Source organism: Bradyrhizobium tunisiense (assembly GCF_042263385.1).
Lineage (GTDB): Bacteria > Pseudomonadota > Alphaproteobacteria > Rhizobiales > Xanthobacteraceae > Bradyrhizobium > Bradyrhizobium tunisiense.
Genome location: NZ_JBHLEV010000006.1, coordinates 60,278 through 82,759, shown reverse-complemented (window position 1 = coordinate 82,759; position 22,482 = coordinate 60,278). Strand labels below are relative to the sequence as shown.

General features: G+C 64.6%; 23 protein-coding genes and 1 tRNA gene. 8 read left to right on the top strand and 16 right to left on the bottom strand.

Annotated elements, in window-relative coordinates; translation table 11 throughout:
• Position 1 precedes the first annotated feature (1 nt).
• Complete coding sequence (locus tag ACFDR6_RS25010; RefSeq protein WP_375859875.1) at positions 2–280, top strand: DUF3551 domain-containing protein; 279 nt, start codon at positions 2–4, stop codon at positions 278–280.
• 177 nt (positions 281–457) lie between these two features.
• Here ACFDR6_RS25010 and ACFDR6_RS25005 read toward each other — a convergent pair whose 3' ends face one another.
• Both ACFDR6_RS25005 and ACFDR6_RS25000 read right to left on the bottom strand, forming a co-directional pair.
• A complete protein-coding gene (locus ACFDR6_RS25005) occupies positions 458–760 on the bottom strand; it encodes a DUF3551 domain-containing protein (RefSeq protein WP_375848614.1) in 303 nt (100 codons plus the stop codon).
• Between the two features lie 121 nt (positions 761–881).
• The gene (locus ACFDR6_RS25000) at positions 882–2,432 is read right to left on the bottom strand and encodes a porin (RefSeq protein ID WP_212089613.1); all 1,551 of its coding nucleotides are present in this window, start codon (positions 2,430–2,432) and stop codon (positions 882–884) included.
• 822 nt (positions 2,433–3,254) lie between these two features.
• Between ACFDR6_RS25000 and ACFDR6_RS24995 the strand changes: the two genes are divergently transcribed.
• Positions 3,255–3,347: transfer RNA gene (locus ACFDR6_RS24995), tRNA-Ser, on the top strand.
• 435 nt (positions 3,348–3,782) lie between these two features.
• Here the strand turns inward: ACFDR6_RS24995 and ACFDR6_RS24990 are convergent.
• From ACFDR6_RS24990 to ACFDR6_RS24950, 9 genes are all read right to left on the bottom strand, one after another.
• Complete coding sequence (locus ACFDR6_RS24990; protein WP_212089611.1) at positions 3,783–4,049, bottom strand: hypothetical protein; 267 nt, start codon at positions 4,047–4,049, stop codon at positions 3,783–3,785.
• 165 nt (positions 4,050–4,214) lie between these two features.
• Positions 4,215–4,532: a hypothetical protein gene (locus tag ACFDR6_RS24985; protein ID WP_212089609.1), complete on the bottom strand. Its 318-nt coding sequence runs from the start codon at positions 4,530–4,532 to the stop codon at positions 4,215–4,217.
• Positions 4,533–5,554: 1,022 nt separating this feature from the next.
• Positions 5,555–7,039: an Asp-tRNA(Asn)/Glu-tRNA(Gln) amidotransferase subunit GatB gene (gene gatB, locus ACFDR6_RS24980; RefSeq protein ID WP_375859874.1), complete on the bottom strand. Its 1,485-nt coding sequence runs from the start codon at positions 7,037–7,039 to the stop codon at positions 5,555–5,557.
• Complete coding sequence (locus ACFDR6_RS24975) at positions 7,036–7,341, bottom strand: hypothetical protein (RefSeq protein ID WP_212089605.1); 306 nt, start codon at positions 7,339–7,341, stop codon at positions 7,036–7,038. Before ACFDR6_RS24975 ends, gatB begins: the two co-directional genes overlap by 4 nt.
• Positions 7,332–8,807: an Asp-tRNA(Asn)/Glu-tRNA(Gln) amidotransferase subunit GatA gene (gatA, locus tag ACFDR6_RS24970; protein ID WP_375859873.1), complete on the bottom strand. Its 1,476-nt coding sequence runs from the start codon at positions 8,805–8,807 to the stop codon at positions 7,332–7,334. Before gatA ends, ACFDR6_RS24975 begins: the two co-directional genes overlap by 10 nt.
• Positions 8,804–9,016, bottom strand: coding sequence for a hypothetical protein (locus tag ACFDR6_RS24965; protein WP_027547180.1), 213 nt, complete (start codon positions 9,014–9,016; stop codon positions 8,804–8,806). The genes gatA and ACFDR6_RS24965 overlap by 4 nt, the downstream gene beginning before the upstream one ends.
• A gap of 79 nt (positions 9,017–9,095) precedes the next feature.
• Entirely contained in the window at positions 9,096–9,383 is a 288-nt protein-coding gene (gene gatC / locus ACFDR6_RS24960; RefSeq protein ID WP_028143922.1) for an Asp-tRNA(Asn)/Glu-tRNA(Gln) amidotransferase subunit GatC, read from the bottom strand.
• A gap of 76 nt (positions 9,384–9,459) precedes the next feature.
• Positions 9,460–10,536, bottom strand: a complete 1,077-nt coding sequence (locus tag ACFDR6_RS24955) for an NAD(P)H-dependent flavin oxidoreductase (protein WP_375859872.1) — start codon at positions 10,534–10,536, stop codon at positions 9,460–9,462.
• Positions 10,537–10,553: 17 nt separating this feature from the next.
• Positions 10,554–11,534, bottom strand: coding sequence for an NAD(P)H-dependent flavin oxidoreductase (locus ACFDR6_RS24950; protein WP_375860019.1), 981 nt, complete (start codon positions 11,532–11,534; stop codon positions 10,554–10,556).
• A gap of 98 nt (positions 11,535–11,632) precedes the next feature.
• Here ACFDR6_RS24950 and ACFDR6_RS24945 point away from each other — a divergent pair, with 98 nt between their 5' ends.
• A complete protein-coding gene (locus ACFDR6_RS24945; protein WP_375859871.1) occupies positions 11,633–12,523 on the top strand; it encodes a LysR family transcriptional regulator in 891 nt (296 codons plus the stop codon).
• Between the two features lie 202 nt (positions 12,524–12,725).
• Positions 12,726–13,661 carry a cyclase family protein gene (locus ACFDR6_RS24940; RefSeq protein WP_317243766.1) on the top strand — a complete coding sequence of 312 codons (936 nt, stop codon included), beginning with the start codon at positions 12,726–12,728 and terminating at the stop codon, positions 13,659–13,661.
• Between the two features lie 49 nt (positions 13,662–13,710).
• Here the strand turns inward: ACFDR6_RS24940 and ACFDR6_RS24935 are convergent, their stop codons facing one another.
• Complete coding sequence (locus tag ACFDR6_RS24935; protein WP_375859870.1) at positions 13,711–13,926, bottom strand: hypothetical protein; 216 nt, start codon at positions 13,924–13,926, stop codon at positions 13,711–13,713.
• A 46-nt stretch (positions 13,927–13,972) separates the two neighbouring features.
• Between ACFDR6_RS24935 and ruvX the strand changes: the two genes are divergently transcribed.
• Together ruvX and ACFDR6_RS24925 are read left to right on the top strand one after the other, a co-directional pair.
• A complete protein-coding gene (gene ruvX / locus ACFDR6_RS24930; RefSeq protein WP_212089585.1) occupies positions 13,973–14,464 on the top strand; it encodes a Holliday junction resolvase RuvX in 492 nt (163 codons plus the stop codon).
• 3 nt (positions 14,465–14,467) lie between these two features.
• On the top strand, positions 14,468–15,391 hold the full coding sequence (locus ACFDR6_RS24925) for an AEC family transporter (protein WP_317243764.1): 924 nt from the start codon (positions 14,468–14,470) through the stop codon (positions 15,389–15,391).
• Here the strand turns inward: ACFDR6_RS24925 and ACFDR6_RS24920 are convergent.
• Genes ACFDR6_RS24920 through ACFDR6_RS24905 form a run of 4 tightly spaced genes read right to left on the bottom strand, consistent with a single transcriptional unit; the run spans position 15,388 to position 20,024 of the window.
• Positions 15,388–16,158, bottom strand: coding sequence for a CPBP family intramembrane glutamic endopeptidase (locus tag ACFDR6_RS24920; protein ID WP_375860018.1), 771 nt, complete (start codon positions 16,156–16,158; stop codon positions 15,388–15,390). The two genes, ACFDR6_RS24925 and ACFDR6_RS24920, sit on opposite strands and share 4 nt — an antisense overlap.
• A 23-nt stretch (positions 16,159–16,181) precedes the next feature.
• Positions 16,182–17,825: an isovaleryl-CoA dehydrogenase gene (locus tag ACFDR6_RS24915; protein WP_375859869.1), complete on the bottom strand. Its 1,644-nt coding sequence runs from the start codon at positions 17,823–17,825 to the stop codon at positions 16,182–16,184.
• A 19-nt stretch (positions 17,826–17,844) separates the two neighbouring features.
• Complete coding sequence (locus ACFDR6_RS24910) at positions 17,845–18,618, bottom strand: M15 family metallopeptidase (RefSeq protein WP_375859868.1); 774 nt, start codon at positions 18,616–18,618, stop codon at positions 17,845–17,847.
• On the bottom strand, positions 18,615–20,024 hold the full coding sequence (locus ACFDR6_RS24905; protein WP_375859867.1) for an NADase-type glycan-binding domain-containing protein: 1,410 nt from the start codon (positions 20,022–20,024) through the stop codon (positions 18,615–18,617). The genes ACFDR6_RS24910 and ACFDR6_RS24905 overlap by 4 nt, the downstream gene beginning before the upstream one ends.
• A 162-nt stretch (positions 20,025–20,186) precedes the next feature.
• On the opposite strand from ACFDR6_RS24905, the gene ACFDR6_RS24900 reads away from it, so the two are divergent.
• A complete protein-coding gene (locus tag ACFDR6_RS24900; RefSeq protein ID WP_212089576.1) occupies positions 20,187–21,134 on the top strand; it encodes an aspartate carbamoyltransferase catalytic subunit in 948 nt (315 codons plus the stop codon).
• A gap of 5 nt (positions 21,135–21,139) precedes the next feature.
• Complete coding sequence (locus ACFDR6_RS24895; protein ID WP_317243916.1) at positions 21,140–22,441, top strand: dihydroorotase; 1,302 nt, start codon at positions 21,140–21,142, stop codon at positions 22,439–22,441.
• The last annotated feature ends 41 nt before the right edge of the window (positions 22,442–22,482 follow it).

Sequence of the window (22,482 nt, the reverse complement as noted above, 5' to 3'; positions counted from 1 at the left end):
CATGTTGCGCGTAGTCGGTGCATTCGCGATGGCAGCCGTGATCCTGTCCGGTCTTCCGGGCGGCTCGACCGCCTACGGCAAGGACCGCCATCCCCGGCCAGGGGTACAGCCGACCGGCATTCAGGATCGCTATTGCCTGCAAGGGCAGCGGTGGGGATATCCTGGCAACTGCCAGTTTTCCACTTACAGCCAGTGCATGGCGACCGCGTCGGGGACCATTGATGGCTGCGGCCTGAACCCGACCTATGCCTTCCAGGAGTGGAAGGGTCCAAGATGGTGATCTGACCGCTCTCGTCGAGCGTGCGCGGGGTTCTACGCGGGCGCGAGACCCCGCTTCCCGAAGCGCGACGCGATCAGGATGAATCGTCTTCGCGCTTTAGGATGTCGTTTGAGCATGATCTTTTCGGAAAACCGCTGAGCACTTTTCCGGATCATGCTCGAGTTCAGGATTCGATCCTCACCACATTCTGTCGGGGGCGGATCGGCGGTGAGCCGGACGAGCTGAGGTCGGCTGCGACCAATATGGATTCGTGAGGCACATCGCCGGCAGTCCCATCGCGGACGCCTTGCATGCCTCCCACGACGGGTAGCTACAGGAAATCCTGCTGCTGCCGCCCCACTCCCATTGCTGGAGGCACACCGGATAGGCGGAATCCACGGGTGCGGCAGCTACCGGCGCGACTACCGGAGTAACCACGGCAACCATCGATGTCGTGGCGAGCACGCTCAGCCCCCGTCTCCAGATCGTCGAAATGTTCATGGCCTGAAGCTCCTTACCGTGCTCTCGAACGAGCTATCATTTAGGTACTCGGTGCACGGCCCGCAAATAAAAACCCCGGCAGTTTCCTGCCGGGGTTCTTCGATCAACCGGAAGATTGATCTTAGAAGCTGCGCTGAGCGCGGAACAACACTTGGAGGTTGCCCTGATCCTTCAGCTCATAGGTAGCTGCAGGCTTCGCAATCGTGGCAGACGCCGGAGCAACGATCGTGCCCGAGTACTTCTGGTCGAGCCAGACGTAGCTCACGTCCGTCGTGAAGGCGAGGCCCTTGACCGGGGTCCAGACCAAGTTGCCGCCGATAACCGCGAGGTTGAAGTCGGGGTTACAGCCAGCAGCGCCGAGCGACGGAGCCAGACCCGCAACGAAGTTCGTGCAGATCAGACCCTTGCCCGTGTTGCCGTACTTGAGCTGAGCATAGGCACCGTAGATGCCCGACGCCCAACCCGGAGCCCAGTTGTGGGTGTAACCACCGCGGAAGCCCCAGGTCTTGACGGTGTCGATGCCGGTGCCGGCACCGTAGATGCCGTCAGCGATACCAGCGAATGCGAGGCTCTGATACGCGCCGACGCCGCTGCCGCCATACATGAACAGAGTCTGCGGGAACAGGCTCTGGAAGTTGTAGTGCGAGGCACCGTCGGTGTAGACGGCCTGCAAGTTGATCGAGTCACCCGCACCAGTCGGGATGTTCTTGATCGACAGAGCAGCCTGCACAGCCCAGCCCCACTTGTCGTCGGGATGGCCGGTAACTTCAGTCGCGCCATAGTAGCCCGAGTGAATGTTGTGCGCGACGGCCGACAGCTGGAACAGGCCCCAGGCCTGATCGACACGAACCTGACCGACGATATCGGGCACGCGCGTACCACCCCAGTCCGACACACCGTACTGGCCCTGGATCATGGCCGCAGCCGCAGCTGCCGCCGCCGGGGTCACAGTGACGACGCCCGTGCTGCTAACCGAACCGGAAGCCGCGAACGCCGTGGCGTTCCAGAGGTTCGACTGACCGCCGGCACCCGTCGACTGATCCTGCAACGCCAGCGAACCGGTGATGCCCTGACCGAAGTCGGCCGTATAGGCGACCTGGTTGATACCAGTGACGTAGTTGCTGCCGCCCGGAAGGAAGTCGGGACCGCCAGCAGGATAGCTCTGCCACGGAGCGTCGAAGATCGAGACCGTACGACCGAAGGTGAAACCAGCGAACTGGACGAACGCGTGGTAGAGGCCGAGCGAAGCCGCACCGGTCGGGGCCGTCGTGCCGCCGCCGCTGCCGGTGACGGACGGGGTGTCGTAGGAGAACACCATATCGGCGTAGGTACGCACCACGCCGTATTCGGTCGCCGTACGCGTATCGACCGTGAAGTCCATACGAGCGCGGGTCGTGTAGTAACCGCTCAGGCGGTTCTTCGCACCAGCGGGAGCGCCCTGGCCGATGCCGTAGTCGCTGTTGGTGTTCGCGAGCGCGTCAGCGCGCACGTAGCCACCCAGCTTGATGCAAGTGTCGGTGCCCGGGATGTAGTAGAAACCCGCGCCGTACAGCGAGCAGATCTTCACGTATTCGACCGCCTTGGCCTTCACGGGGAGATCGGCTGCCTGCGCTCCGCTCACGGCGATCAGACCCGCCGCTGAGCCGAGCAAAAGGCTCTTAACCAACTTCATGTTAAACCTCCAAGTTGCTCTTCAGGGAAGGTCACTGACCGGACGGCCAATTCCCCAACCCCCTCTAAATCACCGCTTTTGGCTCCTTCGCGTCTTCGGACACACCCGCATGAACGCGAGGGACTTAAGCGAATGACCTAAACGGGACGACCTCGGGATGCCCCCCTCCGTCGCTCAGTCACAATTACCGAACGTCCTTGCACACACAACAACAGAACGCTTCGAAGCGGGCCTATGAGGCTTGTTTTCCGACGGGTGTTGCACAAATAACACGCAGATGTGATCGAAGCGCCTTTGCAAGCTATTGTTATCATTTACTTTTTTGAGACGGTTCCGCTTGCCATCAAAGTTCCTCACTTAAGGCACCGCAGATGAGGACCTTGGCCTGAAGGGGCTTGGAGGTGCTCGAATCCTGGAATCAAAGGGAGACTCACGGCGAAAAGCGCACCGACCTGCGCGACGACTCTCCAGCTTCACGCAGGGACGGACCTCGGGGCGCGCGGCACACCTGCAGCGAACACTCTATTATGAAAGCGCAGGATTATGGGGGCCGGCTGGCCGGAGGCAGGCGAATCGACTTTCGACGGGCCGCCTCCCCGCCCGATCAAATATTCCCGTAAACTCAGCGTCTTACGTGAGATCGACGGCTCCGAATGCGGAACATCGTGCTAGGCACTTCTCCCTCGGTGCCCATTCTCCCAATGTTGCGTTCACGCGCGGCGGCCAAGTCGTCTTGTTTCGAAAATCGCTGGGAATATTCGAGCGAAAACACACGCTTCCAAATTGACCGGCCCAAGCAATTAGAGGCATAAGGCTCGCACCGGAGAGGTGGCCGAGTGGCTGAAGGCAACGCTTTGCTAAAGCGTCATACGGTCTCAAGCTGTATCGAGGGTTCGAATCCCTCCCTCTCCGCCACCCAGCGGCAGAATCAACCGAAGTCCGGGCGTTTCACCTGAAGCGATCGTGAGGCCGGCGCGAAAACCCGGCGCAAGGATCGGCGCGGTTCCAACGCGATTCGCACCGTCCTTTATATATGTGTGGTCCGCGTCTAGCGGGGGAACCGCCAGATCCGCCAGTGCGACGGCGCAATCAGCACCGCTTCGTCCACCCAGGTGTTGAACCACACGCCGGACCTGCGCCGGCACGGAAACGACCAGGGCAGAATTCCAGTCTTGTGCCGACGCCCGAGTTCCAGGTCGCACTCATCGGGAGCGATCTGAATCGGGAGCCATCGTCCATGCGTGTCGGGGTCGCTCATGCCGCTCGGGTCTATGTGGCGGCACGACGAAGAAACTTGATTCAGCGCAACCGCGCCCACCCGTGCGAACACGGGTGTGGATGCGCCGAGGTTCAGTGGGCGGAAACCCACGCCCTCGCCTCACGCTGCGCGGCCGAGATCTCGATCTCCGACATCTGCCCGGCGACTTCCTGGCGCAGCGCCACGGCGTCCTTGCGGCCCTTCAGCGCGGCGAGGTTGAACCATTTATGAGCGGCCACGAGATCGACGAGGCCGGAGCGGCCGCTCGCCCAATAAATCCCGCGTTCGAACAGCACGTCCGACAGCGCGCTCGCGTCGATCGGCGTTGCCGTGTCCATATCGAAAGTACCCTGAAACATCACGCATCCCCTTTTTTCTTGTGCCGCCTCGTTCCCCCGAGCGCGGCTCCCGTCCAACTCTGATTCCGCATGATCCTTCCCGGGATCGTGCACTGTTCAACTCATCCCCATCGCCGTTTGCCGGCTTGTTGAAGCGGATGATGGCGGGCAAATTTGAATGGCAGTTTAAGCATCGCGATGAAGCAGACGTAAACGCGGACGCGCGGCGCGGGTGCGAAGAATTGGAAAAGTCTCTGTTTGACGGGCACTTCCGCGATTCGTCAGATTCGGTTTACCCTGCGATTTTGGGAGAACGATAACCATCGCGCGCGGTCGGATGCGCGCGGTCGCGCTCTGTGCGCCGGTCTTGGTCGTCACCACGCAGGTGGGGATCCAATCTTTCGGAAGCAGCAGCCGCCCGTCGAGAACCCGCTGGGTGGCCCGGTCACGGCCGGGCGGAGACACCGCGATGGCAATGCGGCAGCGGGCGAACATCGCAATCAAGCCGCCGCCCTCGCCTGCACAAGGACAGAGCAAGACGTCAGTGCGGCCACGTCGCGGTCAGATCGGCAATGTCCGGGAAAGGAATGCCGGCAATACCCCGGCCTCAAGAGAACGAGGGCGTCGGCGAACACGTCAGGACCAGATTTCACGTTGGCCCGAAGGCCGCCTGTGAAATTGCGGACCCCCTCGCGGGGAGCACCGCACCGAACGAAGAAAACTCGTTTCTTCTGCCGGACCGTGAAAGAACGATCCGACCGTTGACCTGATGTCTCGCCGACACCCTCTATCGTCGATCAGAACCTCAAGGCGCTGATGACGTGCCGGCTACTGGAGCCGGCAACTTCAGAAGTCGAAGTTACTTCTTCTTCTTGGCGACCTTGCGGGTCTTCTTCGCAGTCTTCTTCACTGCGCTCTTCGCCTTCTTCGCCTTCGCCTTCTTCGCTTTCTTGGCCATGTTGCCCTCCGATGTGTGAGATGGCTTTAATCGCTGCATGCAGTCGGGGATCGAATGCACACTCATCCCGAATACACCAACACGACGAAAAAAACAGCTTCTCGCTTAAAGAAGTGTTGACGACGCAACGCGCGTGCGCTTGGCGAGCGCGACGCAAGCGCACTGCATGACGCGTGCGATGGACCGCGAAGAGTGCTCGCGACATCGACGTTCGCGGCATATGCGATTGCCGGAAAACACTATGCAGCAAGTATTTTTCTGTAAGCGCGCATCGCGCGCGATCATCGCGATGAGGTGCATCGGCAAACCCGCGACGGCCTCGCAAGGGCGCTCCGCGGACTCTGAGTCGCGACTTTTGGCAACGAAAATATTTTCGTGCTTAACGCCGCGAGCGCTCGCCGAAGCGTGCGCGAGCCGCGGTTTTGCGCGAATCGCGTAACGGCGATTCGGTCGTCAAATCGCTGATGATCGGGGTGAAGTTTGCCGCCGAGGACGCAGGCGCGCGTCGCGCCGCGAGCGGAAAGCGAGGTGACGGACACACTCCATCACCTCGTTCGAACGCGCGACGCTAGGCGCCGAGCTTGGACTTGAGCAGGTCGTTGACGCTCTGCGGGTTGGCCTTGCCGCCGGACGCCTTCATCACCTGACCGACAAACCAGCCGAGCGACTGCGGCTTGTCCTTGACCTGCGCGGCCTTGTCGGGATTGGCCGCGATGATCTCGTCAACCACCTTCTCGATCGCCGAAAGGTCGGTGACCTGCTTCATGCCGCGGCTTTCCACCAGCGCGCGGGGATCTCCGCCCTCCTGCCAGACGATCTCGAACAGATCCTTGGCGATCTTGCCGGAGATCGTGCCTTCGCCGATCAGGTCGATGATCGCAGCCAGTTGCTCGGCGTTGACGGGTGAGTCCGTAATACCCCGGCCTTCCTTGTTGAGACGGCCGAACAGCTCGTTGATCACCCAGTTCGCCGCCATCTTGCCGTCGCGCGCGCGGTTGGCGAGCCTGTCGAGCACGGTCTCGTAGAACACCGCGCTCTCGCGCTCGGCGACCAGCACGCTCGCATCATAGGCCGACAGGCCGAGATCGGCGACGAAGCGCGTCTTCTTCTGGTCGGGCAGCTCCGGCAGCTCCGCCTTCAGCGCGTCGACGAACGCCTGGTTGAATTCCAGCGGCAGCAGGTCGGGATCGGGGAAGTAGCGGTAGTCATGCGCCTCTTCCTTGGAGCGCATCGAGCGCGTCTCGCCCTTGTTGGGATCGTAGAGCCGCGTCTCCTGGTCGATGGCGCCCCCGTCCTCGAGGATCTCGATCTGGCGCCGCGCCTCATACTCGATCGCCTGGCCGATGAAGGTGATCGAGTTCATGTTCTTGATCTCGCAGCGGGTGCCGAGCGGCGCGCCGGGCTTGCGCACGGAGACGTTGACGTCGGCGCGCAAGCTTCCCTTCTCCATGTCGCCGTCGCAGGTGCCGAGATAGCGCAGGATCGAGCGCAGCTTGGTCACATAGGCCTTGGCCTGCTCGGCGTCGCGGATGTCGGGCTTCGACACGATCTCCATCAACGCCACGCCGCAGCGATTGAGGTCGACAAAGGACATCGTCGGCGACTGATCATGCAGCAATTTGCCTGCATCCTGCTCCAGATGCAGCCGCTCGATCCCGATGGTGGCGACCTTGCCGCCGTCCAGTTCGACGACGACTTCGCCCTCGCCGACGATCGGCGACTTGTACTGGCTGATCTGGTAGCCTTGCGGCGAGTCCGGATAGAAATAGTTCTTGCGGTCGAACACCGAGCGCAAATTGATCGCGGCGTTGAGGCCGAGCCCGGTTCGGACAGCCTGCCTGACGCACTCCTCGTTGATGACAGGCAGCATACCCGGCATCGCCGCATCGACCAGCGAGACATGGCTGTTCGGCTCGCCGCCGAACTCGGTCGAGGCCCCGGAGAACAGTTTGGATTGCGAGGTGACCTGAGCATGCACCTCCATGCCGATCACGACCTCCCAGTCGCCGGTCTGACCCTTGATCAGTTTTCCCTGTCTGACTGACGCGTTCATGCTTTTCCATCCCCGAGCAGCGCGGACACCATCCGCTCCCACTCCGCTTCCAATGAATCCTTCGCCACGACCTGCCCAGCCTGGCGGTACCAGTAGCCGGCGTTGCCGAGATCGCCTTCGACGCGGTGCAGGTAGGCGTGCACCCAAGCCGCCTCGCGGCTGCTCTCGTCCTGAACGATCTCGTGCGCGCGATCCCAGTCGCCCTTGGCGGCCCACCAGAGACCTCTGAGCGGCGCGTTCAGGTCCGGCGCGGGCGCCGCGCCGTCGAGGCTCGCGATGAACGCGGCGGCATTCACCACCACCTCGCGGGCGTGAAGCGGCCGGCGGCCTGCTCGATCACCTCGCCGAGGGAGAAGAGCGTCTCCTCGTCGAAAGGACGTCCGATCAGCTGCAGACCGAGCGGCAGGCCCTGCGCGTCCTTGCCGGCGGGCACGGCGATGCCGGGCAGGCCCGCCATGTTCACGGTCACCGTGAAGATGTCGTTGAGGTACATCTCGACCGGATCGGCGCCGCCCTTCTCGCCGATGCCGAAGGCGGCCGACGGCGTCGCCGGGGTCAGGATCGCGTCGACTCCCGCAGCGAAGCAGTCCTCGAAATCCTTCTTGATCAGCGTGCGCACCTTCTGGGCGCGCAAGTAATACGCATCGTAATAGCCGGCCGAGAGCACGTAGGTGCCGATCATGACACGGCGGCGCACCTCGGCACCAAACCCTTCGGCGCGGGTGTTCTCGTATTGCTCGATGATGTTCCTGCCCTGCTCGCGCAGGCCGTAGCGGACGCCGTCATAGCGCGCGAGGTTGGAAGACGCCTCCGCAGGCGCCACGATGTAATAGGCCGGCAGCGCGTATTTGGTGTGCGGCAGCGACACAGGGACGAGCTCGGCCCCCGCGTCCGTGAGCCACTTGGCGCCCTCGCTCCAGAGTTTCTCGATCTCGGCCGGCATGCCGTCGAGACGATATTCCTTGGGGATGCCGATCCTCATGCCCTTCACGGATTTGCCGATCGCGGCCTCGTAGTCCGGCACGGGAACGTCGACGGAGGTCGTGTCCTTCGGATCGTGGCCGGCCATCGAGCGCAGCAGCATCGCGCTGTCGCGGACGCTGCGCGCGATCGGACCGGCCTGGTCGAGCGAGGAGGCAAAGGCGACGATGCCCCAGCGCGAGCAGCGGCCATAGGTCGGCTTGATGCCGACGGTCGCGGTGAAGGCCGCCGGCTGTCGGATCGAGCCGCCGGTGTCGGTCGCGGTTGCGCCCATGCACAGCAACGCCGCCACGGCCGAGGCCGAGCCGCCGGACGAGCCCCCCGGCACCAGCGTCGCGTTGCTTCCCTCGCGCCGCCAGGGATTGCCGACGGGGCCGAAGCACGAGGTCTCGTTGGCCGAGCCCATCGCGAACTCGTCGTTGTTCAGCTTGCCGAGCATCACCGCGCCGTCGCGCCAGAGCTGCGAGGTGACCGTGGACTCATAGGTCGGCACGAAATTACCGAGGATCTTCGAGCAGGCCGTGGTGCGCACGCCCTTGGTCGCGAACAGGTCCTTGATGCCGAGCGGGATCCCGGCGAGCGGGCCCGCCTCACCCTTGGCGATCCTGCCGTCGGCCTCGCGCGCCATGTCGCGCGCCCGGTCCGGCGTCTCCATCACGAAGGCATTGAGCATGCGCGCGGCTTCGATCGCGGAGAGGTGCGCGTCTGTCAACTCGAGCGACGTGAAAGTCTTGTCGGCGAGACCCTTGCGGGCCTCGGCGAGCGTCAGCGATGTCAAATCGGTCATTTATTGATCGGGCTGCAGAAGAACGGAGAGAGGGTCTTGTCGTTGGCCGGGTCGTCTTTTTTAGCGGCGGCTTTCGCAGCGGCCTCGATCTCGTCGAGCACGGCATTGACGGCGACGTTTGGATCGGCAGCCTTGCCCTGCCGCTCCATCTTGTCGAGGTAATTCATGTAGGCCTGATAGGCCTTCTCATCGTCGCAAAGCAGACACATCGGACTTGGTCCTGAGACTCTTTAGTTTGACGCGTTTTCTTCACGCGAACCGGCTTCCACTTCGCTCGGAAACGCGATGCTATTCGACGACCTTGGGCACCAGGAAGAAGTGACCTTCGGTCGCGGGCGCGTTGGCAACGATATCGTCGGCGATCTCGCCGTCATCGACCACGTCCTGCCGCTTCTTCATCTGCATCGGGGTGACCGAGGTCATGGGCTCCACGCCCTCGACATTCACCTCCGAGAGTTGCTCGACAAAGGCGAGCATGGCATTGAGCTCGCCCTGCAGATGTGGAACCTCGCCCTCGGAAACCGCGATGCGCGCCAGATGCGCGATGCGGCGGACGGTAGCGGCGTCGACGGACATTATATAAGGCCTCTCACGGCAAAACCTATGTGCCGTATAGCAGAGGCCGGTTTTGCGCCGCAACCGGCGCGGCTGGCTAGCCTGCCATCTGGCGCAAGCGTGCAAGGGCCGATTTCGCAAGATCCCGGGTCAATTCGGCCGCCGGTACCTCGCGGCCAAGGGCAATCGCCTGGCCGGCCCAGAGATTGGTGAAATCCACCCTGCCCTGCTTTTCGGCGGCCGCCTTCAGCGGCCCCAGCGCGGTCGCGGCATGGGGAAACGGCGGCGCATCCGGCGAGATCGGGCCGGCCTCGCGCATCAGGCGGTTCTGGACGCCGCGCGCCGGACGACCGGTCATGACGTTGGTGATGACGGTGGAATCATCCCCAGCTTCGGCGAGCGCCTTGCGACCGCCCGCGCTGACCTTGGACTCCGGACAGCGCAAATACGCGCTGCCGATCTGGACGCCGGAGGCGCCGAGCGCGAACGCCGCGGCAATGCCGCGCCCGTCGGCAATGCCGCCGGCCGCAATCACAGGCACCTTCACGGCATCGACGACCTGCGGCACCAGCGCAAAGGTGCCGGGCTGCTCGGCGATCCTGTCTGTCAGGAACATGCCGCGATGGCCGCCGGCTTCGGCGCCTTGCGCGATCACCGCATCGACGCCGTGCTGCTCGAGCCAGACCGCCTCCTTCACCGTCGTCGCCGACGAGATGACGCGGCAGCCAGCCGCCTTGACGCGCTTCAGCAGCGCCTGCTCCGGCAGGCCGAAATGGAAGCTGACGAATTCCGGCTTCAGCTCCTCGACCACCTCGCAGAACGCCGCATCGAACGGCGCACGGTTCGCGGCGGTGATCGGCGCGGCGGGATCGAGGCCATGCTCGGTGTAATAGCCCGCGAGCCGCTGCTTCCAGCGCGCCTCCGCCTCGGTCGTCAGTTCGACCGGCATGTGGCAGAAGAAGTTCAAGTTGACCGGCGCCTTCACGCGCTGGCGGATCAGACCAACCTGCTCGCGCGCCTTCTCCGCCGAGATCATCGCGCAAGGCAGCGAGCCCAACGCTCCGCCTTGCGCAGCCGCAATCACCAGCTCCGCATCCATCACCCCGGCCATCGGCGCCAGCACGATCGGGAATTCGGTCTTGAAGAGATCGATCAGTCGACGGTCAGGCCACATGGTTGTTCTCTCGTGTTTCAGGCAACGGCAGCAATGGAGTTGCGCTGGCCTGAGAAAAGCAGCTCCGCTTCAGCCGCAATCCGCGCGACGATCTCGGCCGCCGGTGGAATATCATGAATCAGCCCGACCGCCTCGCCCGCGATCACGGCGGCGACGTCGAAATTGCCGGCGGCCCTGGCCGCGCCGTACTCCGCGGCAACCGTGGCGACATGCTGCATCAGCTCGACCTCACGTCCCATCCAGCGTCTGGCATGGTCGTTGATCAGGCACCGACCGGTAAACGGCGCCGGCCACACATTGTTGCGGGAGAGATCGAAGATGATACCGCGCACGGTCGAGCCGCTGTTCGCCGCGCAGATCCGCCGCTTGGCTTCGTCAGGACCATCGGCCTCCTGGCTCGCGTAGAAGCGCGTGCCGAGCAGCACGCCGCTGGCGCCCAGCATCATCATGGCGGCGAGCCCGCGGCCATCGGCGATGCCCCCTGCCGCGACCACAGGCACGCGGCCTGCCGCGAGATCGACGATGGCGGGCACGAGGTCGATGGTGGTGCGTGAGGCGCCATGGCCGCCCGCCTCCGTCCCCTGCGCGACCAGGATGTCCGCACCGGCATCGAGCGCCTGCAGCGCCATGGTCTCGTCCTGCACCTGGCAGATCAGGCGTGAACCCGCCGACTTGATCCGGGGCGCGAACGGCGCGGGATCGCCGAACGACAGCATGATCGCGGACGGCTTTGCGGCGAGCGCGACGTCGAGAAGCTCGGGTCGCTTGGCCAGGCTCCAGGTGATGAAGCCGATGCCGAAGGGCTCACGCAATCCGGCAAGCTTCGCCGTCTCCCGCTCCAGCCACGCTTTCTCGCCATAGCCGCCGCCCAGAATGCCAAAACCGCCGGCGTCGCTCACGGCCGTCACCAGCCGGCTACCTGCGAGGACGTCCATCGGCGCCAGCAGGATGGGATGCTTGATATCCAGTAATGTGGTCAGCGACGTCGCGATCGGCATGACATCTTCCCCGGTCTGGACACCGAAACTAGAGAAGGCTAGCATTCTCTGAAAATGAATTATTGCGAACGTTGCCATCTCAAAAGCGAAACGATTACATGGAACTCAGCGATCTCCAGACCTTTGCCGCCGTCGCCCGCACCGGCGGCATTACCCGCGCAGCGGCGGAGCTGAACACCGTGCAATCGAACGTCACCCAGCGCGTGAAGGCGCTGGAAGCGGAGATCGGCGCGGCGCTGTTCGAACGCCATAGCCGCGGCATGACGCTGACAGGCGCCGGCAAGCGCCTCCTCCCTTATGCGCAAAAGATGGCGGCGCTGTCGCGCGAGGCCGTGCTCGCGGCATGCGACGATGGCGAGCCGAAGGGACCGCTCGCAATCGGCTCGATGGAGACGACCGCGGCGGTGCGGCTGCCGCCGCTGCTCGCCGACTTCCACCGCCGCTTTCCCGCCGTGCGGCTCTCATTGCGCACCGCGCCGACCGCCGACCTCGTCGCTGCCGTGCTCGACGGCACGCTCGACGGTGCCTTCGTCGCGGGTCCCATTGCGCATGCCGACCTCACCGCGACCAGCGCCTTCCGCGAGGAGCTGGTGCTGGTCAGCGCGAAGCGCTGGGCTTCGCTGGCCGAACTGCGCGCCGGCACGCCGGAGTCCGGCCCGACGGCGCTGGTGTTCCGCACCGGTTGCACCTATCGCCAGCGGCTCGAGCAGGTGTTCGTCGAATTCGGCTGGCCGTCGGCGGCGCGTTTCGAGCTCGGCACGCTCGACGGCATGATCGGCTGCGTCGCCGCCGACATGGGCGTGACGCTGCTGCCGCGCGCGGTCGTCGAATGCAGCGCGATGAACAGCAACGTGTCGATCCACACGTTGAGTGCCTCGCACGCGCGCGTCGAAACGCTCTTCATCCAGCGCAGCGTCGGACATCAAACCAAGGCGCTCCGCGGTTTTGCCGGATGTCTGAAGCAGGAGGAAGACGTCATTGCGGCCTGACGCGACGCTTCGTTCCACAACACGAAATTCACTGCCACAAATCCGTCGTACTTGAATCAATCGCCGCGGCCCTGCGCTCAGCCGTCGCAGCGCAACGCGTTGAAACATTTTGAAGCACCCGATTCTTTGACGTTAGGATGCGTCACTACCAACGCGAACCATAACGAAGCCGAACATCGGCAAGACATCGGGAGGACTAACGATGCGCAATACGCTCGTGTTGTGCTGGGTCGCTGCATTGTCGGCGATCACAGGCACCGCAAATGCCCAGGACTGGACCAAATCGAAATGGGGTCCGAACGACGAGATCGGCGCCGCCAACTACATGACGCCGGAGCTCGTGGTGAAGGCGGCATCACTTGTAAAGTCCGGCAAGACCTACGCGCTCGGCATGCCCGTCGATTCCAAGACTCCGGCCTATCCCCCGCGCGACTACAAGATCACGATCGTGCAGCCGGGACAGGCGGGCAGCAGCGGCCTTGGTCCGAACAAGGCGACCTACAACGATGACATCCTGAATACCTGGGTCGGCGTCGGCAGCCAACTCGACGGGCTCGGCCATCTCGGCATCGAGCACGTCTATTACAACGGCCACAAGCTCGCCGATTTCGCCGATCCGACCGGCTTGAAAAAGCTCGGCATCGAGAAGGTGCCGCCGATGGTCACGCGCGGCGTGCTGCTCGACATGGCAGCCTATTTCAAGACCGACGTGGTGAAGGAAGGCACCGCCTTCAACGTCAAGGAGATCGAGGAAGCCGCCAAGCAGCAGAACGTCGAGATCCGCCAGGGAGACGTCGTCATCTTCCACACCGGCTGGCTCGGCCTGGTTGGCAAGGACGACAAGCGCTATTCGGCCGGTGAGCCCGGCCTCGGCGTCGAAGGCGCGAAGTATTTGACCGGCAAGGGCGTGGTCGCGGTGGGCGCCGACACCTGGGGCGTCGAGGTGGTGCCGTTCGAATCCAAGAACCTGTTCGAGGTGCACCAGATCCTGCTCGCGATGAACGGGACCTACATCCTCGAGAACATGGACACCGCCGCGCTCGCCAAGGACAAGGGCTACGAATTCCTGTTCGTGCTCGGACAGCCGCGCTGGACCGGCGGGGTGCAGGCGATGATCAATCCGATCGCCATCCGCTGAGCGCAAAGCTTCTCAAGGGCGAGGACCGCACGTGCCCTCGCCCCCTTCCTTACTGCGGCCTGAGGTGCCACCGCCGCAGCGCCACCAGGGCCCAGATCGCCTCGACGAGGCCGAATGGCCAGGCGCCCTGCAAGAAGCCATAGGCCGATCCGAGCGCGCAGGACACCGCGAACAGCAGCACAAACCAGCGGCTGCGATCTTCCATCGCATAACAGACCAGCATCGCCGTAACGGCAAACAGGCCGAATAGTGTCAGCGCGTCCATTGTTCCGGGTTCACTCCGCGGCGTGACGCGTGATATGCGCTACGCCATGCCGGCTCTTATCCTGCCTCTCGTCGATGCTGCAACCCACTGGCCCGCGCGCGGCGCGCTGGTCGGGCTCGATCTCGGCACCAAGACCATTGGCGTTGCCGTGTCCGACCCGGACCGGCGGCTTGCGACCGGCGTCGAGACGGTCCAGCGCAAGGCGTTCAAGCAGGACGCCGCCCGGCTGCTCGCGATTGCGGCCGAGCGCAAGGCGGCCGGTTTCGTGCTGGGCCTGCCCATCAACATGGACGGCAGCGAGGGTCCGCGTGCGCAATCCACCCGCGCCTTCGCCCGCAACCTTGCCGGCCTGACCGCGCTGCCCATCGGCCTGTGGGACGAGCGCCTCTCGACCGCGGCGGTCGAGCGCGAGCTGATCGGCATGGACGTCAGCCGCGCCAAGCGCGCCGAGGTGATCGACGAGCATGCCGCCATCTTCATCCTGCAAGGCGCGCTCGACCGCCTCGCCAATCTTCGCGCCAGCCCGGGGACCGACTGAGCCATGGCCGTCGTCGTCGCGGCGCTGCTGCCGGTCTTCATCCTGATCGTGCTCGGCATCGTGCTGAAGCGCAGCCTGATGCGGCTCGACACGCAATGGCACGGCCTGGAGCGGCTGACCTATTTCGTGCTGTTTCCAATGCTGCTGATCCAGACGCTGGTGAAGGCCGACCTTTCCAAGGTGCCGGTCGCCGGCGTCGGCGGCGCGCTGCTGCTGTCGGCGCTCGCAATGTCGCTGCTGTGCCTCGCGCTGCGTCCCGCCCTGTCTCGGCTCGGTATCGACGGTCCTGCCTTCACCTCGATCTTCCAGGGCGCGACGCGCTGGCAGACCTTTGTGGCACTGTCGATCGCCGCCAATTTGTTCGGCGATGTCGGACTGGCGCTCGCCTCCGTGGCGATGGTCGCGATCATACCCCTCGTCAACGTGTTCAGCGTCGCGGTGCTCGCTCGTTATGCATCGCCCGAAAAGCAATCCGGCCGCGCCATCGTCATGACCCTGGTGCGCAATCCCCTGATCTGGGCCTGCATCATCGGCCTTTCCGTGAATGTCTCCCATCTGCCGCTGCCGAGGCTCTGGCATGAGGTTGCCGACGCGCTCGGCAGTTCCTCGCTCGCCATCGGCCTTCTCGTCACCGGCGCGGGGCTGCATCTCGAAGGGCTATTGCGCCCGAGCCTCGGCGCGGGCGTCGGCGTCGTCTTCAAGCTCGTGCTGATGCCGGCGCTTGCCCTTGGGCTCGGTGTCTGGTTCGGGCTGTCCGGCAACAGCCTTGCGATCGTGGCGATCTGCTCGGCGGTGCCGACCTCGTCCAGCGCCTATGTCCTCGCTCGCCAGATGGGCGGCGACGCGCCACTGCTGGCGCAGATCATCACGCTGCAGACGATCCTGGCGGCAATCACCATGCCGATCGCGATCGCGCTGGTCGCCTAGCTCCCCAGCCACATCGTCAGCACCACCGCAGTAAGATTGTTCAGCGCGTGCAGCACGATCGTCAGCCAAAGCGAATTGGCACGATGACGCATGTAGCCGAACCACAGGCCGATGGTGAAGACCTCGGCGAGGAAGTACATGTCGTATTGCAGATGGACGATCGTCCACACCAGCGACGACAGCAGGATTGCGCCCGGTACGCGCAGGAAGCTCGCCGACCAGCCGCGATAGAGGAAGCCGCGCGCCAGAATCTCTTCCGACATCGGCGCGGCCACGCTGAAGGCGAACAGAAGCAGCAGCGCCGCGCCCTTGTCGCGACCGGATTTCAGCAGATCGGTCATGAAGCCCGGCGTCGCCTCGCGGCCAAGCGCGCGCGACATCGTCTCCCAGACCAGCACGATCACGATCAGCCCGACCGCACCGAACAGGAGCTGCTTCCAGGACGGCCAATGCAGCGCCAGATAGTCGACGAAGGAGGCCTTCTTGATGCTGATGGCGAGCCACACCGCCAAAAGCGTCGTCGGCAGGCCCATGATGACCGAAAGCGCGAGCGTCTGCGGCTCGTGGCCGACGAGCTGGATCGAGGCGAGGTCCATGGGAAGACCACGCTGCACCGCCAACAGAACGACGGCGCCGATCTGCCCGACGAACATCGCGAAGAAGATGAAGAGGCCCCACAGCGCCGTGCCCCAGAACTTCCAGACGCGCGGCGCCTGTTCCGCAGGCGTCGCAGTCGGCGGGAGGTGATCGGGATTGAGGGAGTCCATCAGGAGGCTTTCGTTGGGGAGGCTCACGGCAGCGCCCGCTCCAGCAATGCGCGCACCTCGCCGCTCTCCAGGTCCACCGCGCCATACATGCTGGCGTGATTGGCTGTAAGACGCGTGCTCGCGAACAGTTCGGCATTGCGCGGTGACACGCCGTTGAGCGCCGCGGCAGCCGCAAGCAGCGCCAGCTTCTCGACCGCAAGCCGTGCGATGCGTTCGCCATCGGCGCGGCGGAAGGTCTTGCCGATGAAGGTGACCGCCTCGGCTGCCCCGGGCAAGCCCTTCGTCTCGGCCGCGAGCGATTGCAGCACCGCCATCGCCGGCTCCGGTTCACGCGAGAGCGCGCGGAGCACGTCGAGGCACATGACGTTGCCCGAGCCTTCCCAGATCGCATTGACCGGCGACTCCCGATAGTGGCGCGCCAGAATGCCGTCCTCGACATAGCCATTGCCGCCGAGGCATTCCATGGCTTCATAGAGGAACGGCGGCGCGCTCTTGCAGGTCCAGTATTTGATCGCCGGCGTCAGCAATCGCATATAGGCGGCCTCCGCCGCATCGTGCGGGGTGCGATCGAAGGAGCGGCAGAGCCGCATCACCAGAGCCGTGCTCGCCTCCACATGCAGCGCCATATCCGACAGCACCGCCTGCATCAGCGGCTGATCGGCGAGATGCTTCTGGAACACGCTGCGGTGACGGGCGTGATGCAGCGCATGCGCCAATCCCGAGCGCATCAGGCCGACGGAGGCAATCGCGCAATCCTGCCGCGTCAGCTGCACCATCTGGATGATGGTGCGGATGCCCTTGCCCTCCTCGCCAATCGGTTCGGCGTAGGCACCCGCGAATTCGACCTCGGAGGAGGCATTGGAGCGGTTGCCGAGCTTGTCCTTCAGCCGCTGGAACTGAATCGCATTCACGGCGTCATCCGGCGCGAAGCGCGGCATGAAGAAACAGGTCAGCCCGCCTTCGGCCTGCGCCAGCACCAGGAACGCATCGCACATCGGCGCCGACATGAACCATTTGTGGCCGGTGATGCGATAGGCCTCCCCCTCGCGCACCGCGCGGGTCATGTTGGTGCGCACGTCGGTGCCGCCCTGCTTCTCGGTCATCCCCATGCCGAGCGTCATGCCGCGCTTCTGCCACCACGGCGCAAAGCTGGGATCGTAACTCCTGGTCGACAGTACCGGCATCACGCGCGCGAGCAGGTCCGGCTGCGTCGCCAGCGCGCCAACGGCGGCGCGCGTCATCGTGATCGGACAGAGATGGCCGGTCTCGACTTGTGCCGCCATGTAGAACTTTGCCGCACGAATGACTTCCGCGGCATCGCCCGCAGGTTTGCCGTTCGCAGTCCAGGTCGAATTGTGCACGCCGGCATGGGCGCTGTGCGCCATCAGCTCATGATAAGCGGGGTGAAACTCGACCTGGTCGCGGCGGTTGCCCTTGGCATCGAAGCTGCGCAGCTTCGGGGTGTTCTCGTTCGCGAGGCGCCCGCGATCGGCCATCGTGGCCGAACCCCATTGCTTGCCGAACTCCGACAGCTCGCGTTCCGCCGCCCCACCGCCATTGGCCTTGACCGCCTCGACCAGCGGCCGATCCACGGCGAACAGGTCGATATCCTCGAACGGGGGCGATTGATTGAAGACCTCGTGGGTCGCGAAGCTCGGCTGGGTCATCAGTTCCTCGGCGCGGTCTTTAGTTCCGGCGCGGCTCGATCGGGAAATCATAGGCTGCCCCACCCGCCCCCGGCAGGGAAAAATGCCACCACTCTTTCGAATAGTTCACAAAGCCTTGCCTGGCCATCGCAGCCACCAGCCGCCTGCGCCAGGTGCGCTGCTCCCCTGTGATCGACGGTGCCGCAGTATGGCCTTTCGTGTCGGTGCAGTCGTAGCCGGTGCCCATGTCGACGCTGCCTTCGGGCGCGCGCGCCCCGACCGGCGCGGTGCAATCGGCATAGGTCTTTGAAGGATCATATTTCGCGGTGTCGTCGGCCTTGAGATCGACCAACGTGAGATCGAGCGCGGCACCGGTCGAATGCTGCGAACGGCTGGCGATGTAGCCGAGGCGGAACAGCTCCGTCTTGGGAATTTTGGGATTGTAGCGCCGCTCGGCGGCGGTCTCCTGGCCGTTCTGCGACCACTTGACCATGTCGAGCGAGGCCCGCGCCGGCCGGTAGCAATCGAACATCTTGAGCGACAGGCTTTGCGCCGCGAGCTCTTCCTGGACCGCCTTCAGCCGCAGTCCCACCTCCCTTTTGACCACGCACTCTCCGGCGCCATAGCCCGCAAGCGGACGCCCGACGAAATTGTTCGACGTGGCATAGCGAATGTCCTGGATGATGCTGGGGTCGATGTCGCGCAAGTACGCGAAGCCGCCCGGCAAGGCCTGCGCCCGCGCCGGCGCGGGGACGGATATTGCAAGCAGCACGACCAGCGTTGCGCGCGCTGCGATCCCAATCCTTGCGGTCATTGCACCGGATCCGAGCTGACCAGAAGTTTCGTGATCGCGGTGTCCATGTATTTGTTGCCGGCCCAGACATCGTCGATGATGAACTGCAGCCAATAGGCCGCAATCGGCGGCCGCAATGTCAGGAGCTGCGCCGACAGCTTGTCGTCGAGAATGAAAGTCCGGGACTCGCCACCCGAGAGCAGCACCCGGATCTGACGGACCCTGTTGTTCTTGGCGAAGATGTCGGGGCTCTTCTGATAGCCGTTCTGCACATGGATCGACTTGACAAGCCGCAGGGTTTCGAACTCGATCGTGATCCATTCGCCGATGCCGTTGCCCGACGCACCCTCGACCCAGGCCGTCCCTGTAGAGGCGTCGAACAGGTTCGCAGCGCCGTACGAATTGCCGTATTGCGGCTTCAGCATCGAGCTGACGCAATAGGTCTCGAATCCGCTGCGGGCGCAGCTTTCGCCGGCCGTGGACGGGCGCTGCGGACGAAAAGCCGATCGCTCCGCGACCGCAGGACTTGCCGGCGGCTTCACCAGCATGCCCGCCACTTTCGGCGCCCCGTTCGACGATCCCGCATTCCAGAGATAGATGCGCCCGCCGAGCGTCTGGTCGTAGTAGGCCGGCGTCTGTTCGTGTGGCGCCGGTTGCCCTCCACCGTCCTTTGCGGTCTGCGCCAGCGCCGCCACACGCTCGCGCACTTCGACCGCGAGATCGCCGAGGTGCAGCTCGGGCCGCTTCAGCTGCTCGATGAATATCCGCGTGAACACCGAATTATGTGCATTATCGTTGCTGCTGAGCTGGTCGAGCGCCGTCTGGCCGATCCCCGCGGAATAGAGCGTGAAGATCCCGCGCGCCGGCCGCGCATCAGCGAGCCCCCGCGTATTGCCGATCGAACGGCCGGAGGCGCGCGGAAACGGATTGTCACGGCAGGCGTCGATGACGATGAAGGCGACCCGCACCGACTTCGCCTGAAGCTCCGCAATCACGTCAGGCTCCGCGATCGAGGCCCCGCGCACCCGTGCTTCGGCGCCCTCGACGACGGTGGGAACATCGCTCGGCACGAGGTAGTTCACCCCGGCGATGGCAACGCCATGCCCTGCATAGAACACGGCAGCCGTATCGCCCGGCTCGAGCCGCGCGGTGAAGTCCGCGAGCCGGTCGATCATGCCCTGACGGCCGAGATTGGTCCCGAGCACGATCTCAAATCCAAGTGACCTCAGCGCATCGGCGACGGTCGTTGCGTCATTGGCCGCCTTCTTCAATTGCCGGTCGGCCGGCAGGTTCGGATAGAGGTCGTTGCCGATGACGAGCGCCACGCGCTTCTCCGCCAGCGCCGGTGTCGCCAGGCCGACAAGGCACGCGGCGCTCAGCGCAGCAATATTGCGCGCCAGTCGATTAAAATACCGCGTGCTCGTCATGATCCAGCCCGTGACGCAACGAATGGCGCGAGTCTAGCGCAAAGCGGCTGCCCCGAACACAGGCTGCCAGCGTCCTCCCGACCGCAAAGCGCCGTGGATAAGTCCGCGGGCCGGATTTGAAGCTTGCTCCCCCCGTCATCCCCCCCTATAGCTCTGCTTTTAATGACATCGAAATCGACCTTCGTCCTCGGCCACCGGCATTTGCTGGGCATCGAGGGCCTTTCCGCGGCCGACATCACCGGCCTCCTCGACCTGTCCGAAGAATATGTCGAGCTCAACCGCCAGGTTGACAAGAAGCGCACCGTCCTGCGGGGACGGACGCAGGTGAACCTCTTCTTCGAGGCCTCCACCCGGACCCAATCCTCGTTCGAGCTCGCCGGCAAGCGGCTCGGGGCGGACGTCATGAACATGTCGGTGTCCTCCTCGTCCATGAAGAAGGGCGAGACGCTGATCGATACCGCGATGACGCTGAACGCGATGCACCCGGACATCCTGGTGATGCGCCATCACGCCTCCGGCGCGGTGGAACTGCTGGCGCGCAAGGTCGACGGTTCCGTGATCAATGCCGGCGACGGCGCGCATGAGCATCCGACGCAGGCCCTGCTCGACGCGCTCACCATCCGCCGCAACAAGGGCCGGATCGAAGGGCTCGTGGTCGCGATCTGCGGCGACGTGCTGCATTCGCGAGTCGCCCGCTCCAACATCATCCTGCTCAACACGATGGGTGCCCGCGTCCGCGTGGTCGGCCCCACCACATTGATGCCGCCCGGCATCGAGCGGATGGGCGTCGAGGTCGCGCGCGACATGCGCGAGGGCCTCAACGGCGCGGATATCGTCATGATGCTGCGGCTGCAGCGCGAGCGCATGAACGGCTCCTTCGTGCCGTCGTCGTCCGAATACTTCCACTATTTCGGGCTCGACCAGAAGAAGCTCGCTTACGCCAAGCCTGATGCCCTGGTGATGCATCCCGGCCCCATGAACCGCGGCGTCGAGATCGATTCGATCGTGGCCGACGGCGCGCAGTCCCTGATCCGCGAACAGGTGGAAATGGGCGTCGCCGTGCGCATGGCGGTGCTGGAAGCGCTCGCCCGCAACCTGCCGAACGCGTGATGCCGATGCTGACCGATCGCCGCCCCATCCTCCTCGCCAACGCCCGCGTCGTCGACCCCTCCAGGGATTTCGACGGTGTCGGCGACGTCCTCATCGCCGACGGCATCATCCGCGAGACCCGTCGCGGCATCGGCGCTGCCGGCGTCCCTGAAGGCACCGACATCGTCAACTGCTCCGGCAAGGTCGTCGCGCCCGGCCTGATCGACATGCGCGCCTTCGTCGGCGAGCCCGGCTTCAGCCATCGCGAGACCTTCGCCACCGCGAGCCAGGCGGCTGCGACCGGCGGCATCACCACCATCATCTGCCAGCCCGACACGTCTCCGGTCATCGACAACTCGGCGACCGTCGACTTCGTGATGCGCCGCGCCCGCGACACCGCGATCGTCAACATCCAGCCGATGGCCGCCCTCACCAAGGGCATGCACGGTCAGGAGATGACCGAGTTCGGCTTGCTCAAGGCCGCGGGCGCCGTCGCCTTCTGCGATAGCGCCAGAAGCGTGACCAATGCGCAGGTGATGCGCCGCGCGCTGACCTACGCGCGCGATTTCGACGCGCTGATCGTCCACTACACCGAGGACCCCGATCTCGTCGGCGAGGGCGTGATGAACGAAGGCGAGTTCGCATCGCGGCTCGGCCTGGTCGGCATCCCGAATGCCGCCGAGGCGGTGATCCTCGAACGCGACATGCGCCTCGTCGCGTTGACCGGCGGCCGCTATCACGCGGCCTCGCTGACCTGCATCGACTCGCTCGACATCCTGCAGCGCGCCCGCGATGCCGGCCTCCCCGTCAGCGCCTCGGTCTCGATCAACCATCTCGCGCTGAACGAGAACGACATCGGGCCCTACCGATCCTTCCTGAAGCTGTCGCCGCCGCTGCGGACCGAGGACGACCGCCGCGCGCTGGTGGCCGCGACCGCCTCCGGCCTGCTCGACGTCATCATGTCCGACCACAATCCGCAGGACGTCGAGGTCAAGCGCCTGCCCTTCGCGGAAGCCGCTCCCGGCGCCGTCGGTCTGGAAACAATGCTGCCGGCGGGTCTGCGCCTCGTTCACAACGGCGAGCTGGAACTGAAGACGCTGATCCGGGCAATGTCGACCCGCCCGGCCGAGCTGCTCGGCCTGCCTGGCGGAACCCTGCGCGCGGGCAGCCCGGCCGATGTCATCGTGATCGACCCCGACGTGCCCTGGGTGGTCGATCCCGCCGACCTCAAATCACCCTGCAAGAACACCCCGTTCGACGAGGCCCGCTTTACAGGCCGCGTGGTGCGCACCATTGTCGGCGGTCGCACGGTGTACGAGCATGTCTGACGTGCAAGATCGTTCGAGGCAATTCAGCCTTTGGAGACTCA

Excerpts from the sequence above, each read along its gene's own strand:
- ACFDR6_RS24920 (WP_375860018.1), bottom strand. The coding sequence starts at position 16,158 with ATGGACTCCCTCAATCCCGATCACCTCCCGCCGACTGCGACGCCTGCG.
- gatC (WP_028143922.1), bottom strand. The coding sequence starts at position 9,383 with ATGTCCGTCGACGCCGCTACCGTCCGCCGCATCGCGCATCTGGCGCGC.
- ruvX (WP_212089585.1), top strand. The coding sequence starts at position 13,973 with ATGCCGGCTCTTATCCTGCCTCTCGTCGATGCTGCAACCCACTGGCCC.
- ACFDR6_RS24925 (WP_317243764.1), top strand. The coding sequence starts at position 14,468 with ATGGCCGTCGTCGTCGCGGCGCTGCTGCCGGTCTTCATCCTGATCGTG.
- ACFDR6_RS24940 (WP_317243766.1), top strand. The coding sequence starts at position 12,726 with ATGCGCAATACGCTCGTGTTGTGCTGGGTCGCTGCATTGTCGGCGATC.
- ACFDR6_RS25000 (WP_212089613.1), bottom strand. The coding sequence starts at position 2,432 with ATGAAGTTGGTTAAGAGCCTTTTGCTCGGCTCAGCGGCGGGTCTGATC.
- ACFDR6_RS24935 (WP_375859870.1), bottom strand. The coding sequence starts at position 13,926 with ATGGACGCGCTGACACTATTCGGCCTGTTTGCCGTTACGGCGATGCTG.
- ACFDR6_RS25005 (WP_375848614.1), bottom strand. The coding sequence starts at position 760 with ATGAACATTTCGACGATCTGGAGACGGGGGCTGAGCGTGCTCGCCACG.
- ACFDR6_RS24955 (WP_375859872.1), bottom strand. The coding sequence starts at position 10,536 with ATGTGGCCTGACCGTCGACTGATCGATCTCTTCAAGACCGAATTCCCG.
- ACFDR6_RS24895 (WP_317243916.1), top strand. The coding sequence starts at position 21,140 with ATGCTGACCGATCGCCGCCCCATCCTCCTCGCCAACGCCCGCGTCGTC.
- ACFDR6_RS24965 (WP_027547180.1), bottom strand. The coding sequence starts at position 9,016 with ATGTGTCTGCTTTGCGACGATGAGAAGGCCTATCAGGCCTACATGAAT.
- ACFDR6_RS24945 (WP_375859871.1), top strand. The coding sequence starts at position 11,633 with ATGGAACTCAGCGATCTCCAGACCTTTGCCGCCGTCGCCCGCACCGGC.
- ACFDR6_RS24905 (WP_375859867.1), bottom strand. The coding sequence starts at position 20,024 with ATGACGAGCACGCGGTATTTTAATCGACTGGCGCGCAATATTGCTGCG.
- ACFDR6_RS24910 (WP_375859868.1), bottom strand. The coding sequence starts at position 18,618 with ATGACCGCAAGGATTGGGATCGCAGCGCGCGCAACGCTGGTCGTGCTG.
- ACFDR6_RS24915 (WP_375859869.1), bottom strand. The coding sequence starts at position 17,825 with ATGACCCAGCCGAGCTTCGCGACCCACGAGGTCTTCAATCAATCGCCC.
- ACFDR6_RS24950 (WP_375860019.1), bottom strand. The coding sequence starts at position 11,534 with ATGCCGATCGCGACGTCGCTGACCACATTACTGGATATCAAGCATCCC.
- gatA (WP_375859873.1), bottom strand. The coding sequence starts at position 8,807 with ATGACCGATTTGACATCGCTGACGCTCGCCGAGGCCCGCAAGGGTCTC.
- ACFDR6_RS24990 (WP_212089611.1), bottom strand. The coding sequence starts at position 4,049 with ATGTTTCAGGGTACTTTCGATATGGACACGGCAACGCCGATCGACGCG.
- ACFDR6_RS24900 (WP_212089576.1), top strand. The coding sequence starts at position 20,187 with ATGACATCGAAATCGACCTTCGTCCTCGGCCACCGGCATTTGCTGGGC.
- ACFDR6_RS25010 (WP_375859875.1), top strand. The coding sequence starts at position 2 with ATGTTGCGCGTAGTCGGTGCATTCGCGATGGCAGCCGTGATCCTGTCC.
- gatB (WP_375859874.1), bottom strand. The coding sequence starts at position 7,039 with ATGAACGCGTCAGTCAGACAGGGAAAACTGATCAAGGGTCAGACCGGC.